We start from the raw sequence: 17,001 nt of genomic DNA on the forward strand, positions 1-17,001 counted from the left end.
GGACAAATAAACACAACCACCCTCATCAGGTGGTTGTGTGTTCGCTAACGATATTCGATTACTTATTTCAGCGTTTCAGCCGGGTAGTAATCCTGGTTGTTCTGTCCTTTAACAGGCATTTTTATCGCCAGCCCGATGGCGCATCCGATCAATGCAGGGATGATCCAGCCCAGCCCGATGTTATAAAGCGGCAAATACTGGCGAAGAAAGTCGTCGAGAAAGGCTACGTTTAGCCCCGTTTCTTTTAAACCATCTATGAGGCTGATCAAAAAGGTCAAAAGCAAGCTGCCTTGGTAGACGGAAGCCTTTCCTTTGAACCAGGAATGAAAGAAGGTTAAAAACATCAGCACAATTGCGACGGGATAAATAATCGTCAATACCGGAACCGAAAACGAAATCAACTGGGCAAGCCCAGCGTTGGCGATAATCGTACTGAAAACAGACAGCCCGATGGCGAACGTTTTATACGAGACAGACGGAATCAATTTATGGAAGTAGGCAGCGCAGGCAGTGATGAGCCCGACGCTCGTGGTCAGGCAAGCCAAAATGACGATCAATCCCATCAAAATGCTGCCAAACATTCCGAAATAAAAATGAGATACTTGCGATAATACCGCTCCGCCGTTATCGAGGTGGCCGAATTGTTCCACGCTGGTCGCCCCGATATACGAAAGCACGGAATAAATGATCGCCAGGATCGAGGAAGCAATGACCGCAGCCTTCAAACAAACGCTCATCATCTGCTTTTTCGCTGTTGCCCCTTTTGCCTGAATCGTATTAATGACGATAATCCCAAATACAAACGCGGCCAGCGCATCCATCGTTAAATAGCCCTCTTGAAATCCGTGAAAAAACGCATGGGCAGTATACTTCTCTGTCGGTGGCTGCAGTTTTCCAATAGGATTGACGACTCCAACAACTGCTAATATTCCGACAAATAAAAGCAACAGCGGCGTCAAAATTTTCCCGACAATATCGACGATCTTGGAAGGGTTAAGAGAAAACAGACACGTTACCCCAAAATAAACGATCGTAAACACCAGCAATGGAACAAATCCGGCGCCTTCGGGAAGAAACGGTTTGATTCCGATCTCAAAGGAAACACTGCCCGTTCGCGGAATCGCAAACAATGGGCCAATCGTTAAGTAGAGCACAGAAGTAAAGACAACTCCAAACACCGGATGAACCCTGCTGGCCAAAGAAAGCAAGTCTTCTTTTCCAGAGAATCCAAAAGCAAGCACACCCAGCAGCGGCAACCCCACGCCTGTAATTAAAAATCCGAAATTGGCCGACCAAAGGTTTAATCCGGCCGATTGACCAAGCATCGCCGGGAAAATCAAGTTGCCTGCGCCAAAAAACAGTGCAAACAGCATGAACCCGATAATAACAATTGATTTAAATGATAGCTTCGTTTCCATAAATAACCCCCATGAATAAAATAACAATTGCTTACGGAAGTTTCCTTTCCTATTTTACAAATACCAAAGAGTTTGCCGCGCATTGGGATCGATATGCACAAACCGCAAATTTGATTATTAATAATTTGCATAATTGCAAATTATTTTCACTCTTACTCAACTTATTCATTTATGATACATATTTTCCTCTCCATGCATCAAGTCCAAATTGTGGGGATTCCATTTCGGCGGAAAACTGTTCATAACCGCTGCTCCTGCCAACCGGGTTTGAAAGCCAAGAAGTTATTTTACTCGCACACAGTCTGTCTTGTCAAATCAAAAGCTCGCCCCCCTTTTTTGGGAAGCGAGCTTTCTTTGGCTTTCACGATACGCAATCAATTTATCCCCAAATTTCTTTGGAAATCTCGACGATATATTTCAACTTCGCCCATTGCTCTTCTTCGGTTAAAATATTTCCGTGATGAGTGGAGGCAAATCCGCATTGCGGACTGATGCACAATTGCTCGAGTGGCACATATTTTGACGCTTCTTCCACCCGCGCTTTAATATTGTCCTTATCTTCCAACTTTCCATGTTTTGATGTGAATACACCCAACACTACTTGCGGGCCGCCGTTCGGAATGTATTCCAGTGGTCCAAAGTCGCCGGAACGTTCATCATCATATTCGAGGAAAAAGCCGTTTACTTTTTCTTTTGCAAACAATGTTGGCGCAATTTTCGCATAACTTCCTTCAAACGCCCATTTCGAACGGTAGTTTCCACGGCAAAGGTGCGTGGTTACAATCAAATCTTCCGGTTTGTCTTCCAATACTCCGTTCACCACGCGCAAAGCCAAGTCGATTAATTGTTCGCGAGAATAGCCGCTATCATTAAACGGAATTTCCGGAGCATTCAGACCAGCAATGTAAACATCGTCCAGTTGTAAGTAACGGCAGCCTGCATCATAAAAAGCTTTGATCGCATCTCGATATGTTTGGATAACATCCTTTGTATATTCCTCAATGTCAGGGTAAATTTCCAAATTGCGGATACCAGCGTTAAACAATTGATTCGGACTTGGAATGGTTTGTTTGGCAACAGCCCGCTCCCCAACGATTTCTTTAAACTCGAGAAAATCTTTGATATGCGGGTGATCCGGGTTAAACGAAATTTTCCCGACAACGCGCACATCGTATCTTTCCGTTTCCTCTCCCTTGAATGCAAATCCGCGCTCTGGAATGTAGCCTTCCACTCCATTCAAATGTTCGAGAAAATCGGTATGCCAAAATCTGCGGCGAAATTCTCCATCGGTAACAGCCTGGAGTCCGACTTCGATTTGCTTGTCAACGATTTTTTTAATTTCTTCCGTTTCAATAGCGTGCAGTTCTTGTGCGGTAATATTGCCTTCCTGAAAATCCCTTCTGGCCTGATGGATGCGCTCTGGCCGCAATAAACTCCCCACATGATCTGCTCGAAATGGAGCTTTCACTCGTGTCTTCGTCATAACTGATCCCTCTCCCTCTTTCCTTTACTTACTGTTCGTTCGATGTAAGGAAAGAATAGCACAGGAAGCTCATTATAACGTAACACGATTAATCTATCCCTTGTTATAGTTTCAAACTATAACTGACGCAATTCCTCTTCAATTGACTCTTTTAAGTATTGAATATAAATATTGGCCAACGGACTGTTTGTAACGGTTTTATGCGTGATATAGCCGACATTGATCCGTTCTTTGACTTTCAGGGGAACGGCGATAATGTCCTTGCTGTTTAATTGATGACTAATGAGACCAGTTGAAATCGTATAGCCATTTAAACCAATCAGCAAATTAAATAAAGTGGCCCGATCCGACACCCGAATATTTTTGGGCCTGGAGAGCGTACTCAAAATTTCCTCGGAAAAATAAAAGGAATTATAATCGCCTTGTTCAAAAGAGAGGTACGGATATGGAAGCAAATCCGTCAGCGTCACATATTCCTGTTTGACCAGCGGGTTTTTCGAGCTGATAAACACATGGGGTTTTGCCTCAAACAGCTCATGGAACAGCAAATTTCCTTCTCTGAGAAACTTTTGGATCACCTTTTCGTTAAAATCATTGACATATAAAATGCCAATCTCACTGCGCAAGTTTTTCACATCATCGATAATTTCATAAGTCTTCGTTTCCCGCAAAGTAAACTCGTATTCTTCCCGGTCGTATTCTTTTAACAGTCGTACAAAAGCACTTACCGCAAACGAATAATGCTGGGCCGAGACAGAGAAATGTTGCTGCGGCGATCTTGTATTCGTATAACGATTTTCAAGAAGTTCAGCCTGTTCCACTACCTGTCTGGCGTAACCGAGAAACTCCGATCCTTCAGGAGTAATCAAGATTCCCTTGTTCGTTCGCAAAAAAATGGTAATTCCGACTTCCTCCTCCAGCTCTTTCAACGCATTGGAAAGGCTGGGTTGACTAATAAACAGCCTTTGCGCTGCTTTGTTAATCGAACGGCTCCTCGCTACTTCAATCACATATTTTAGTTGTTGTAACGTCATCTTTCTTCCCTTTTCCTCACATCATCGTTATTCTGAATTATACACTCATTCTCACGATAATGATTATACGAACCTGGCCGATATGCGTAAAAGGGCGCTGCCCTTGTTCAAGGATCGCGCCCGATGTTAGAGGTTGAACTCCGAAAAAATGTTCACTTTTCAGCCATTACAGGCAAACTGTTCCGAATCATCTCTGGAACCCTTTTCCTTTGTTGCGAATGTCAATTTGCCTGCGAATGCAATAACTGATAATCTCTCGTCTTACATGTTCCTTCATGTCAATAAATTCCACGGAAATTCGCGAAAACTTATCTTTCTCCTGTATCACGTTCACGATTTTGCCTTGGAACGAAATATCCTTGGCTTCCGGATGGTGGGCAACCAGCAACGAGCCTTTAATTTTTTCACCGACTTGAAACAGATCGTGGTTTTTGGCGAAAAAAGCCATGCCTCCGCCGCTCACGTCTTCCGTTGTAAACCTTGCCTTTTTTCCTTCCTCTGTCTCAATCGCAACCGCCAATGCGGCCGGAACCCGAAAATAATTGCGTTTCTCCGTACGTTTAATTTCTTCCGGACGAGGCGTTAGCATGGATAATTGATTTTCCAACAGTGTCAGCGTGGAAGCGAACTCATACATGCCCTGCCCCATCATATGAAAGTAGACATGGATGCGTTTTCCGTAATCGATATTCATCCGTACGCCGCTTTTGCTCAGCGGATATTGAACGCTCAGAAAGTTTTCGGTAACCTTCAAAATTTGGGTAAAGTACGTATTCTCCTCGTATTCAATGACAAGCAACTGCCCGTCCCAAAACTCGACGATTTCCATCCCCAACCACTCCTCATTTCAATCCCCGTATAAAATGAAGGCTTTTTTTGCTTGCCCCCCTGGACTGTTCGAAATGACGATGCACTTTTTCGCGGTACATTTTTTGCTCAGCCACTCTGATCAAATCATTCAGGAGATAAGCTTCATTTGGAGCGGTGGCCAATCCGACAGAAATCGAAACTCTGGTGTCCAGTTCTTTGGAAATGGCATTGAATTTACGTTGCAGTCTTTGCAACAGTTCGTTTACCGACGATTCTTCCTTGCAACATAACAGAAGCAAAAACTCATCTCCGCCCCATCTGGCGACATAATCGTTTTTTCCCGCGGTTTGCGCAAGAATGCCTGCGGTTCTTGTTAAAACCAGATCGCCCAGCTCATGCCCATAACAATCGTTAATCTGTTTAAAATTATCAATATCGATATAAGCAACAACCAGCTTTTCTCTCCGTCTCAGACAGCGCTGATATAACTTGCGGAAGCTTTTTTCCATAATCACTTTTCGATTAAACACGTTTGTTAGCGGATCTCTTTCCGCATGGTACTTTTTGATGTCATATTGTTTGCCGAGCCACCAGGCGATCGGGAGCGTCACCACAAATGCGGCGATGGTAAAGGCAGAGTTTGCATTGTGCAGGATGAGAACAAGGAGCGCGATGAATGCGGTCAAAACGATTCTTCCTTGATATTGCATACACAACAACCATCCTTAGTCAGCGAGTTTCCTCACTGTTGTTTTTATGAAAGGTTCCTTAGGTTTGGCCAAGCAGTGAAAATGATTTCTTTAAGGGATGATTTGTTCAATTTGTATCGACGGCTCTTTGCGTAAATCCACAAAAGATGCATCGGTTTGAATCATGGGATGAATCGGATCAAACGGATTAATCATGACGATGACTCCGCTCGAACCATCCGTCAGGACGACTTTGTTTCCAATCAGACATTGCATCAATTTGGCGATCAGTATGCGAACAATGGCAGGATTAAGGGCTCCATAGGAACTTTGGTTCATTTCATCCAACACTTGAAAAAAGGGAAACGCGCCGCCGTACACTTTATTCGAGGTGATGGCATGAAACACGTCCGCGATCGAAACAATTTGACTGAACAGATCGATATTTTCCTCCCGGATGCCGAATGGGTAGCCGGTTCCGTTGTTTCTTTCATGATGCTGAAGCGCTACAAGCGCTTGTCTGCTGCTGGCTCCAATCGTTTCCTTGATCATCGTATAGCCGTGGATTGTATGTTTTTTCATCATTTCAAATTCATCGGAGGTCAGCTTGGTCGGCTTGTGCAGAATCTCAGACGGGATTTTGAGCTTGCCAATATCATGGAGCAGGGCGGCCGTTGTGAGTTGCAAGAGTTCCGCCTCTTCCATCTGCATCCACTTGCCAATCAAAGTCGCCAAAATCGCCACCCCGATTGGGTGCCGGTACAAATAGTCGTCTTTGGACTGCAGTGCCGCAAGCACTTTTAATAAATTCGGTTGTTCGACAACGGATTGCACAAGCGGAACGACTTGTTTTCTCAATTCGCCAAGCATGATTTTTTTGGTATGTTGGATTTCCTGAAAAAATGGATAGAGCCGGGACACCATTTCGTTAATCAGCTGGCTCTCCTCGTTGGGTGGCACAGGACTGTACGGGCCGGCATTTTTGACGTCCTTGCTGGTCAAGGTGATCTTATGCAGTTGCAGCATGCGCACATGCTCTTTTGTCAAAATTGTTGCGGCAGCAATTAACAGTTTCTTGTTTCTCGTGTAAACATCATGGATCAGCTGAAAACCGATCAGCTCCTCAGGCTGTGTAAACTTTTCCATCATTCTTTCTCCCCCATTTGCCGATAGTGCATGCAAGCAGTATCTTTTCTCAGACCTTTTTTGCGAACCGCCTGGGGTTTTAAACTAGGGTGTAAAAACTATCGCTTAGCTTGTTGCACCTTCTTTCACACGCTTGCAACCAGTTTAGCAATCTGTTCTGAACAATTTCTGACAAAGTTCCGGCTGTTTCGCTATGCAGCAACTGTTGCGAGCGGGATCACGATGCCAAACCGAGTTCTTTTCAAAAAAAGTTCGCAAACAATCTGTTTGCGAACCGTTCCGTCGGCTTTCTGTTTATTCCATTTTCAACATCTCGGTGTACAACTGGACGATTCTCGTCCCCGGCAGGATTCCCAGTTCGTCATGCAACATCTGCTGCAGCTTATTGTAGTGAAGCAAAAAGGAAACCTGGTCTCTTTGCTTGGCATATAGACTCAGCAGCATTTCATGCCCGTCTTCGTCAAAGGGGGATCGTTCGAGCAGGGAACGCAAAAGCTCCACCGCGCGAACATATTCACCCTCCTCATCATACTTGAAGGCCAACTGCTTGGCGAACGTGCAATATCGTTGTTCCATCCTTTCCCGCAACGGTTGGCACCAATCAAAAGGTTTTCCCTCAAATAAAGCGCCTTTGTACAGTTTAACAGCAGCCTCCAGCGTTTGCTTGTCAGCCGATTTGCTGTCCGCCGCTTCGTTGGAAAGTTCCTCGAATTCAATGAAATCGCAATGGTTCCAACCTGTCAGTCTGTAATTGCCCAGCTGCTGCTTCAGTTCAAACGGCATCCGATATTCCGCAAGCAACTTCCGTAACCGGTAAACGGTCGTATGCAAATTTTGCTCGGCCCGCTCCGGAGAAAACATCGGCCACAACTGCTCGCAAATCGTCCATTTCGATGCGCCGGTCAAGCGATGAACATACAAAAACGCCAACAGTTCTTCCACCTTCGCCGTCGGAAAATGGATCGGCTCCAGGCGATCCCCGGCCAGCACTTCAAACCCCCCGAAGCCAACCGTTTGCGCTTCCCACTGCGATTCCGACTGCGTCTGAACGGTCAACCTTGATTTCAGCTTGCGGGCACAGCGAATCATCTCGTCCGGACTGACAGGTTTCAGCAAGTAGTCGATCGCGTTGACGCGAAACGCCTGCACAGCGTACTCGTTGAAGGCTGTCACCATGACAACTTCCATCCCGGGATGAAGCTCCGTCAGTTTTTCAGCCAGCTCCAAACCATTCATCCCCGGCATTTCAATATCGAGAAAAGCGACGTGCGGCCGCAACGCGGAAGCTGCCGCCAACGCCTCCGACGGTTTCGTGTATGCGCCGGCAACCTGAAAATCGGTCTGATCTCTGATCATTTTATATAGCAAATCCAGGCCCGGCTTCTCATCATCGACCAAAATAACGTTGAGCATCGTTCTCCTCCCTCTCTTCTCTTGTTGTGTCGGCTGGTACGCGGAACCGGACCAAAGTGCCCTCTCCCAGCGTACTGTGGATGTGCAAACCTTCTCCGTAACGGTGAACCAAGCGGCGGTGAATGTTGAGCAGACCTACCCCCTGACGCGGCAGCAAGGCTTCCGGGTGCAACAGAGTATCGAGTCTTTCCGGAGAGATTCCGATTCCATTGTCCGCTACCTCGATGATCAATCCGGAGGAATCGGTTGTAACCGACACCCTGATCTTTCCTCCATCCTCGCGTTTCATAATGCCGTGACGTACCGCATTTTCCACAATCGGCTGGATGGTCAGCGGAGGAATCAGACCTTTCGCTCGTTCGTCCAGGTCAAAATCAACGGCCAAGCGGTCGCCAAAACGGACTTGTTCAATAAACAGATAAGATTGCAGCAAGTCCAGTTCCTTTTCGACCGGAACGAGACTTTCTTTATTTTGAAAATCAAAGCTGTTCCGCAAGTAGCGGCTAAGCCTGTCCAGCAAATGCTGGGCATTATTCAAGTCATAGTGGCTAACGGAAATGATCGTGCTGAGGGTATTAAACAGGAAGTGCGGCTTGATTTGCGCTCGTAAAAAGGCCATTTCCGCATCGACCAGCGCGTCAGCCGATTGCTTGACATTTATTAATGTGCGAATCCGCGCCCTTAATTCACCTACTTCCACCGGCTTCCCCAGAAAATCGTTGGCTCCGACTTCAAAGCCGGCTAACCTGTCTTCAGGGCGGTTGCGGGCGGTCAACAACAACACCGGCAATTCCGACAGCGACCACCTCTTGCGGATTTGTCTGCACGCCTCAATTCCCGACATTTCAGGCATCATCCAATCCAGAATGACCAGATCGATTCGGCTGTTCTGCTCAAGCTCGTGCAGCGCTTGTGCCCCGGTTGAAGCGGTGATGACGGTATATCCCTCCATCGATAAAATATTTATCAATACTTGACGATTGGTCGCATCATCGTCAACGATGAGAACGACGGGACCGTTTTCACCCATGCGTTTTGGGAACAGGGCCATGGGATAATCCGCTTGCTCAAATGAATCGAACTGCTCTTGTCCCGACAGATCGAAAAGCTCGTTCGTGTCTTGCAAACTCCTGGCTATTCTTCCGGCAGAGACATTCGCCGATCGTTCCGCTTTTTGCGAGATCGGGAGCGTAAAAGTAAAGGTTGAACCCTTGCCCAATTGCGATTCCACTTCAATCCGGCCGCCATGCAGCTCCACCAGTTTGCGGGTAATGCTCAGACCAAGCCCGGTTCCTCCATACATGCCTTCCACATTGTCCGCGCGTTCATAGGACTCAAAGACGCTTTTTCTTTGATCTTCTGGAATCCCGATACCCGTATCGGTGACGGAAATCGCCAGAAAACCATTCCGCTCACGGGCGGAAATCACGATTTCTCCCTCCGCCGTAAATTTCACCGAATTGCCAATCAGATTGGACAAAATTTGCACGAGCCGGTCTTCATCGACATCTACTGGGGGCAAGTTGTCCGGAAGACGATCAACAAATTGAATCGGTTTTTCTTTCACCAAGTGCCGATGGAATTCAATGACGAATTGGACCACTGGACGAAGCGGAATGGCCCGCGGGTTCAGGACAAGTTCATTGTTCTTAATACGGGACAAATCCAGAATATCGTTGATCAAGCGCGCAGCTCGCCAACCGGTCGACACGATCAAGGCCAAATTCTCCGTTTGTTGCCGATTAAGTTTCCCTGCCACGCCGTCGATCAGCGATTGGGCAATATTGATCATGGCGTGCAGCGGTGTCTTCATTTCATGGGACGTATTGCTGAGAAATTCATCCTTTAATTGGTCCGCTCTCATCAACCGTTCGGACAAATTTTCGACTGTTGCGAATGCATTGGTAAACCGTTCCGACAAATAGAGAACTTGAAACAATACGCCACACAGCGTCGCAAATGGCAAAAAGAAATAAAAATCAGCGATCTGGAGATTCTCCAAACAGATGATCAATGCAGTTGTTACCAGAAAGATTAAGCTCATGACCAAATAGAGGGCACCTTCTATTCTCCGTATTGCGGCAACGATCATCACATAAATCACATAAATCATGGCAATAAACGCACAAACCCAGGAGACACTCTCCAGATGGGTAAAAACTGTGACAGGGGTAAAAAAGATGAGCAAAAACCGGGCTGTGTAAAGGTAGAGAACCACAGGCATAATGTTTGTCACAAACAGGCTTGGGAAAGAGTAACGGGCGTACATTAACAAGAAGATCTCCGTTAATGCTCCGGAGACAAATTGGATTCTCGTAAAAAACGAATATGACATGGAAGGCAAAAGCAACGATAACAGCTTCTCCCCGTGTGACAAGGTAAACAAACAGCTGGCCAGACAAAACAAACCAAAATACAGCCAGGAAAATTCGGGATTCCGCATCTGGTACAGGGATAAAAAGTAGATTCCCAGTACGAGGAAGCCCGTGACAACAATAAAATCGGAGGAGATGGAATATTGGCGCAGGTAACTGATTTCATCCTGCTCCCCAAAGTAGATGGAGTGTGAAATACCGCCAGAATAGTATTCAAAATTAGCTACTTGCACAATAATTTCTGCCGTCCGGCTGTTTGTCCAGAAACTTGCGCTATAAGGTGTGTTCCTTGCCGCTGTGCTTTCCGGAGCGGGGCCAGGGATACCGTTTGAACCGATCTCTCGTCCATTGACGTAAATCCGGTGAGCCGTCTTGATATTGTCCACTTTGAATCCATAGAGCTTCTCGTTTCCCGGGGGCAACATGACTTGCAGGCGGAACGTGCCAACGCCATATGCCTTGAATTTCGCTCCGTCGTGTGTCATGTAGCTTTCCCATTCCTGCGGGACGTGAACATAGGCGGCTGTCTGAGGCTTGTCCGTTTGCTGCTGAAAGTCCGTCGGCGAAAGCAGTTGATCAGGGTAAAATTCCCACTCTCCGTCCAAACGAACGATGCCGGAAGCCCCCAGACCGTGCTCCGTTAAATCGAGCATCCCATGTTTTGCGGTAAAACTGTCGCTTGGCAACGGCACAGTAGGCGATAGCCAGTAAGTAACGGTCAATAAAAGGCAAATGAGCATGAAGTTAAGCAGTGCGATCATTTTTCTGGGCATCGTTGCATTCTCTCATTTCTGCTGTGGTTTTCCCGAAACATTCACAGTCCTGCCACATGACATGTTTATCAAGGATGGTTGGTTATGTCTGTAAAAAGAAGCGGCTGGAGCTTTACAGAATTGTATCAGTGACTTTTGGCCTATTTCTTTTATAAATGTTAGAATACTACAAAAATGGCTTGAAACCAATCTGCTACTGCCGATTTTAACGCAATTTAACATTACCATTTGTCTTGACATGGAGGAACCTCAATCTAAAAAAACCTTGACCAGAAAAGTCAAGGCCTCGGTTTGCAAACAAACCTTTTACCGGTTTGCAAGGGCAGTATCTTCCAAACCGAAGCAACTTGCACAGCGGATCAAAACATTGATTCTCTTGCCGATCAAACCGGCCAGCACAAGGACCGGGATACCCGGCTTTTGGCTTCCTCGGCAATTCCGCTCGAGGGAGGCCGGTTTAGCCCGTCAAGTTGGACCGGTTCTGAGGATAAGCTTCCGTTTGCTCCTACCGCACCATGTAATATGAAAAAGCACTATCGGGCCGGACTGCGAAGGCGAGGCGAGAGGAGGCGAGAGGATAAATCGGTAAACGTTGCATAGGGCGGAGATGTCGGGATTCCTCTTACTGGACCTTTAAAAAAGTGAGAGTTTATAGAGAAACCCTTAGGATTCTCCTAAGGGCTGTACCATCAACTTTTCATTCTCTTAAGGTTCAATGCTAGCATCGCTGCCAGCATCCGTGCCGCTGCCCGTATCCGTGCCGCTGCCCGTATCGGTACCGCTGCCCGTATCTGTGCCGCTGCCCGTATCTGTTCCGCTTCCCGTATCCGTGCCGCTGCTCGTATCTGTGCCGCTGCTCGTATCTGTTCCGCTGCCCGTATCTGTGCCGCTGCTCGTATCTGTTCCGCTGCCCGTATCTGTGCCGCTGCCCGTATCTGTTCCGCTTCCCGTATCCGTGCCGCTGCTCGTATCTGTGCCGCTGCCCGTATCTGTGCCGCTGCCCGTATCTGTGCCGCTGCTCGTATCGGTGTCACTTCCCGTATCGGTGTCACTTCCCGTATCGGTGTCACTTCCCGTATCGGTGTCACTTCCCGTATCGGTTTCACTGCCCGTATCGGTGTCACTTCCCGTATCGGTGTCGCTTCCCGTATCGGTGTCACTTCCCGTATCGGTGTCACTGCCCGTATCGGTGTCACTTCCCGTATCGGTGTCACTGCCCGTATCGGTGTCACTGCCCGTATCGGTGTCACTGCCCGTATCGGTGTCACTTCCCGTATCGGTGTCGCTTCCCGTATCGGTGTCGCTTCCCGTATCGGTGTCACTTCCCGTATCGGTGTCGCTTCCCGTATCGGTGTCACTTCCCGTATCGGTGTCACTTCCCGTATCGGTGTCGCTTCCCGTATCGGTGTCGCTTCCCGTATCGGTGTCGCTATTGTCATCACCGATGTCTCCACCGACATTGTCTCCGCTATCCCCTTCAGTATTTCCGGGTGTTGAATCGACCGGTGGTTGCGGTGCTGGTTCTTCCACCGGCGGCTGCGGCGCTGGTTCCTCTACCGGTGGCTGCGGTGCTGGCTCTTCCACCGGTGGCTGCGGTGCTGGTTCTTCCACCGGTGGCTGCGGCGCTGGTTCTACTGGATCGCTTGGGAAATGAACCAACTTGTGGTCAGGTTTATCTTGTTTCTCTTCTCCAACCGTTGACGTGTTTGCCGGTGCCTGTCTTTGCGCATTCTGAGTCAGTAAATCCTCGCGACTATTTCCGGTTTTGTCAATGTATTTGCTCATTACTTGTACGATTTCTTCTCTTTGCACAGGAATGGTCGGATCGAATTGGTTTTGCCCATTTCCCTGTATCCAGCCCAAAGTGTATGCATACGCGACAGCATCCTTCGCATAAGCAGCAATCGCATTGCTATCCGTAAAAGTTAACTGGCCTCCCATTCCTTGGACATTGGCACCAGCGGAACGAACCAGCATAACCGCCATCTGTTCTTTCGATAACTGTTGATTAGGCCCGAATTGTCCGTTCCCAATCCCGCTGACCAGTCCCGCTTTATAAAGCGCTTCAACATAGGCATATGCATAATGGCCAGTAGGGATATCCGAGAAAGTTGCCTGAGCTGGTACATCGCTTACATTTAAGTTCAATGATTTCGCCAGAATAATACTAAAATCGGCACGGCTAATTTTACCGGTTGGATCAAACTTTCCTTCATCACTATCAGAGATAATCCCCTTTTCTACCAGTTCCTTGATGGCATCCTTGGCATACGAGTTGCTGATATCCGAGAAATCATTATTCGCTGCGGCTACCCCTGCCGAACTGATTGTAGACAGAGCCAGTAAGCCATTTAAAACCATACGTTTCTTGCCTCTTTTGTTGTTCTTATTTGCCATAGGACACCCCTGATAATCATAAATTTATAAATCCTGTAAAAACGAAATATATAGTTACCGGTTATCTACCCGTTCGACGCCAAGCTGAAACCTCGGATTTACGAAATTTTAAAAGTCCTGATCAGCAACCTTTTTTCCATTGTCGCTTCGACTCCTTCGCCTTTCAAGGAAAGATCGATGCGTTCTCTCGCTGCGCTCGTTCCCGGACGAACCTCCCGTCCGTTCGGACTTGCCAGTCCAATTCCTCTCTCTCCTTGACATAAAATAAAAAAGCCGCCCTCCAGGCGGCATTTTATTTTATGTATGGTGGAGGCGGGGGGATTCGAACCCCCGTCCGAAAACAGCGATACATAAGCATCTCCGAGCGCAGTCGCTTTATAAAATTTCGGTGATCAACCTGCGAAACGACACGCCAGCTGAAAACCTAGCCTGATTGCTCTTCTTCCATTGGCTCCAGGCGGAAGCCTCCGGCGTAGCCCGTTAAAGTTGAGCCCTAGCCACGGCACACGGGCCGATACAGTGGTAGAGCCTCACTGGTTATTAGGTAATGAAAAAACATAGTGTAGGCAAGTAATAAGTGACCCGATTACTTAAAATCCATACTTCTCTTGCCTTAATTTAAACGCTCTCTCACCGCCTTCCATTACCTTTTTAATTGCTTCTTTAATTTCTGGTACATCAATGGAACCTACTGTATTTACATGGCCTATGGATTGATTACCTTCATTTCTATATCCAAAATGAACAACCAGTTCCGCATCACCGTTAACAACCAAATTAGCATTGTGACTTGCGAAAATTATTTGCCTTTTCTTTTTTGCTTCCCAAATATCGTTGGCAATTTCCGCAACAATTTCATTATCCAAATCATCTTCAGGTTGATCGATTATCAATGGGGGCCCCTCACTTGAGAGGAGTACTTTTAATAAAGCACTTGCCTGTTGTCCAGCTGAGGCTTGCTCAAAATCAATAGCATCACCACCAGAAACACAATACTTGAAGATTGGCTTTTCTTTAAAACGATACAATAATAACGTAATGAGCTTCTCTGAATCGATTCTTGCCGCAAGCCTTCTAATCTCATTATCAATTAGACCGCTGTTTCTTAAACTTGGTACGTCAGGGATTGTAAAGTCGGCCCCGTTCTCCTCAAACGAGTCCCAAATTAATTGGATTTCCGATACAATCCGTTGCCACTCTTCAAAAGGTGTGGAGCTCGTTTCAATTCTTTCCAGAAGCCTACGAATTTTCTCAGTAGAAATGTTCGCACCTTGAATTGTTTTTGTTACCATACTATGATGCTCTTCAATGTCACCTGCATTTGCCAATGAAGCTTGAATTTGTCCATTCGAGAGACTGGTAAGATAGGAACACTGATCGGAAAGTAACTGGCGTTGTCCGTAATAAAGTTTAATTAATTCATCAATTCTTCTTGCTATATCTTCTTCAGGGTTCATTAATTCAATCAACTCATCAAGGTATTTAGACAAAAGAGATTCTTTCTCTCTAATCTGCTCCTCTTTATCATTTAAGTTTTTCAATTCATTCTGATATTGAATATTTTGCTCTATTGCTTCTTGAAACTTTTCGTTATGAATCGAATATATGTGTTCCCACTGCACAATTGAATTACGCCACTCGGGAATGTGATCTTCATTACCTAATAGACCATTTGTCAAAGAATCTAAGCTATCATTAAATTGACTTACTGAATGAGAAATAGAATCTTGAAGTGCCCCAATGAGTATTCCATTAGGTAAATTATCAATCTTTATTGTCTCGTTTAACGATTCAACCGATTCTTTTAATGTATTTACATCTTTAATGATTTTCTCAAGCTTCTCATTAAAGCGGTTAATGAAGAGTGCTTCTTGCTCGATTAATGGGTGTTGATCAACTGTCAATTTGCTTTCTTCTGGAAGTCCCTTCAATTGTTCTCTAATAGTGCTTGCTTGTTCCTTTAATGATGCCAAAGCCATTCGTTCTCTTGATACGTTCATTGACACTCTTTTTTTGTCCCTTAGCCTAATTACGTCTTGTCTAATTTCTGTTGACAACGATTCAATCTGATCGGACAGTGCATTTAGTTGTGGCCTAATTGGAGTTTCTATGAATCGCCTAAGTTCTTTTATATCAACGCCGACTGTGCTAAGTTCCTTTTGACTGTATGATTGAATGCCAATTAATGATCGTACATCCTGCATTGTAGCTGGTCGAGGAGAATGGGAACCGATTTTTAATTCAATCGTGTTTGTTTTGGAATCTCTTTTTACTGAGTGTTTCACCCCATTAGCTATCCAATCAACAGTCACACTCGCTCCAATACTTTCGAGTGTAGATGATATCAAATCAGAACGCTTTTTTTCAAATGCCCGAATTCCACCATCAGTTGAATTTTCTATCGTCGGATCACATAGTCCCCACCTTAAATATTCAAGAAAACTGGATTTTCCTGTTCCTCTGCCGCCAATAAGAGCATTAAATTGAGGGTTTACCCCCAAATCTACTGGCCCTAAAAACTTACTGTCCGATATCTCCACACGTTGAATGAAGACACTCGGAATTATTGGTTGTCGATGTGATATCCTGTTTGAAATCGAAAGGCATGCTTGTCTTAATGCTTCCACTGAAGGTTTTGACCATTTAACCCACGTAGAAAAAGTACCTAATGTATTTAAATCATCTTGTCTACAATCAGAAGTCTGAAAAACACCATAAGCTCTTGTTGACCAAGCTGGTACCTTACCTTCAAGAATCCTCCTTTCACCTTCTCCTAAATCGTCAAAATATACTCCTTCCACATAGCCGCCAACGCATGGAAGATTAGAAAAAACGGTATGATTACCATGTCTTAAAAAAGTCTTATAACCGCCTGGCTTTACGTTTGGAAGTATAATAAATCTATTAGCAAGTTCTGGAGATTCAGATAAACGGTTCTGAATATCTGCTATTGATAAATTAAGCTGTATTGTCTGACAAGTTTTAGCTTCTGTTTCTGCAGAGGTGGTGATCCCAAGTTTGATTGGAACTTGTGAATAATATGTAATATCAATATCAGGATCAAACAAGATAAGTAATTGTGCAGATGGTTGTGCAATTGAAACTTCAATACCTGGGAAAATTACAATTCTATCTGATTCATCAATAGCCCCGCCATCTTCTGTCACTTCGGATAAAGACGCATCTCTGATATATTTATAAAATACTGTGTCGTGATGATCGGTTATTGCGATTGCATGCAAACCTTTTTCTCTGCAAGTCTTGATAAAACGCTTAGCATACTCAACACGTTCTTGTTCCGTAATATATGTTCTACCATTCCAATTTAAGTCCCTTGGTGAGTGCACCTGAAAATCACAACGGTAATAATGTGTTTTTGGCAAGTAAGAAATGTAGCAAATGGCAATTAAAAATGTACCACTTGCCAACCCCTAAATTATTTACCGTGTAATAGCGATTCTTT

At 45.6% G+C, this 17,001-nt stretch carries 10 protein-coding genes and 1 other RNA gene; all 11 read right to left on the bottom strand.

Annotation, left to right across the window (positions count from 1 at the left end; all coding sequences use genetic code 11):
* Nucleotides 1-62: 62 nt before the first annotated feature.
* On the bottom strand, nucleotides 63-1,418 hold the full coding sequence (brnQ, locus tag JOD01_RS13560; RefSeq protein ID WP_204518869.1) for a branched-chain amino acid transport system II carrier protein: 1,356 nt from the start codon (nucleotides 1,416-1,418) through the stop codon (nucleotides 63-65).
* A 379-nt stretch (nucleotides 1,419-1,797) separates the two neighbouring features.
* Nucleotides 1,798-2,901, bottom strand: a complete 1,104-nt coding sequence (locus JOD01_RS13565) for a 5-methyltetrahydropteroyltriglutamate--homocysteine S-methyltransferase (RefSeq protein ID WP_204518870.1) — start codon at nucleotides 2,899-2,901, stop codon at nucleotides 1,798-1,800.
* A 116-nt stretch (nucleotides 2,902-3,017) separates the two neighbouring features.
* Nucleotides 3,018-3,935 carry a LysR family transcriptional regulator gene (locus tag JOD01_RS13570; RefSeq protein ID WP_204518871.1) on the bottom strand — a complete coding sequence of 306 codons (918 nt, stop codon included), beginning with the start codon at nucleotides 3,933-3,935 and terminating at the stop codon, nucleotides 3,018-3,020.
* A gap of 187 nt (nucleotides 3,936-4,122) precedes the next feature.
* The gene (locus JOD01_RS13575; RefSeq protein ID WP_204518872.1) at nucleotides 4,123-4,764 is read right to left on the bottom strand and encodes a flagellar brake protein; all 642 of its coding nucleotides are present in this window, start codon (nucleotides 4,762-4,764) and stop codon (nucleotides 4,123-4,125) included.
* A gap of 13 nt (nucleotides 4,765-4,777) precedes the next feature.
* The gene (locus tag JOD01_RS13580) at nucleotides 4,778-5,455 is read right to left on the bottom strand and encodes a GGDEF domain-containing protein (RefSeq protein ID WP_204518873.1); all 678 of its coding nucleotides are present in this window, start codon (nucleotides 5,453-5,455) and stop codon (nucleotides 4,778-4,780) included.
* Nucleotides 5,456-5,545: 90 nt separating this feature from the next.
* Nucleotides 5,546-6,580: an HD-GYP domain-containing protein gene (locus JOD01_RS13585; RefSeq protein ID WP_204518874.1), complete on the bottom strand. Its 1,035-nt coding sequence runs from the start codon at nucleotides 6,578-6,580 to the stop codon at nucleotides 5,546-5,548.
* Nucleotides 6,581-6,874: 294 nt separating this feature from the next.
* On the bottom strand, nucleotides 6,875-7,993 hold the full coding sequence (locus JOD01_RS13590) for a response regulator (RefSeq protein ID WP_204518875.1): 1,119 nt from the start codon (nucleotides 7,991-7,993) through the stop codon (nucleotides 6,875-6,877).
* A complete protein-coding gene (locus JOD01_RS13595) occupies nucleotides 7,968-11,141 on the bottom strand; it encodes an ATP-binding protein (protein ID WP_204518876.1) in 3,174 nt (1,057 codons plus the stop codon). The genes JOD01_RS13590 and JOD01_RS13595 overlap by 26 nt, the downstream gene beginning before the upstream one ends.
* A gap of 705 nt (nucleotides 11,142-11,846) precedes the next feature.
* On the bottom strand, nucleotides 11,847-13,538 hold the full coding sequence (locus JOD01_RS13600) for an S-layer homology domain-containing protein (RefSeq protein ID WP_204518877.1): 1,692 nt from the start codon (nucleotides 13,536-13,538) through the stop codon (nucleotides 11,847-11,849).
* A 304-nt stretch (nucleotides 13,539-13,842) separates the two neighbouring features.
* Nucleotides 13,843-14,176: a transfer-messenger RNA gene (gene ssrA / locus JOD01_RS13605) on the bottom strand.
* Nucleotides 14,129-16,966: a TrlF family AAA-like ATPase gene (locus tag JOD01_RS13610; RefSeq protein WP_204518878.1), complete on the bottom strand. Its 2,838-nt coding sequence runs from the start codon at nucleotides 16,964-16,966 to the stop codon at nucleotides 14,129-14,131. Before JOD01_RS13610 ends, ssrA begins: the two co-directional genes overlap by 48 nt.
* Nucleotides 16,967-17,001 lie beyond the last annotated feature (35 nt).

Source organism: Brevibacillus fulvus (assembly GCF_016908525.1).
Taxonomy (GTDB): domain Bacteria; phylum Bacillota; class Bacilli; order Brevibacillales; family Brevibacillaceae; genus Brevibacillus_G; species Brevibacillus_G fulvus.

Coding starts and splice junctions, on each gene's coding strand:
- JOD01_RS13575 (WP_204518872.1), bottom strand. CDS start 4,764: ATGGAAATCGTCGAGTTTTGGGACGGGCAGTTGCTTGTCATTGAATAC.
- JOD01_RS13570 (WP_204518871.1), bottom strand. CDS start 3,935: ATGACGTTACAACAACTAAAATATGTGATTGAAGTAGCGAGGAGCCGT.
- brnQ (WP_204518869.1), bottom strand. CDS start 1,418: ATGGAAACGAAGCTATCATTTAAATCAATTGTTATTATCGGGTTCATG.
- JOD01_RS13565 (WP_204518870.1), bottom strand. CDS start 2,901: ATGACGAAGACACGAGTGAAAGCTCCATTTCGAGCAGATCATGTGGGG.
- JOD01_RS13600 (WP_204518877.1), bottom strand. CDS start 13,538: ATGGCAAATAAGAACAACAAAAGAGGCAAGAAACGTATGGTTTTAAAT.
- JOD01_RS13590 (WP_204518875.1), bottom strand. CDS start 7,993: ATGCTCAACGTTATTTTGGTCGATGATGAGAAGCCGGGCCTGGATTTG.
- JOD01_RS13595 (WP_204518876.1), bottom strand. CDS start 11,141: ATGCCCAGAAAAATGATCGCACTGCTTAACTTCATGCTCATTTGCCTT.
- JOD01_RS13585 (WP_204518874.1), bottom strand. CDS start 6,580: ATGGAAAAGTTTACACAGCCTGAGGAGCTGATCGGTTTTCAGCTGATC.
- JOD01_RS13580 (WP_204518873.1), bottom strand. CDS start 5,455: ATGCAATATCAAGGAAGAATCGTTTTGACCGCATTCATCGCGCTCCTT.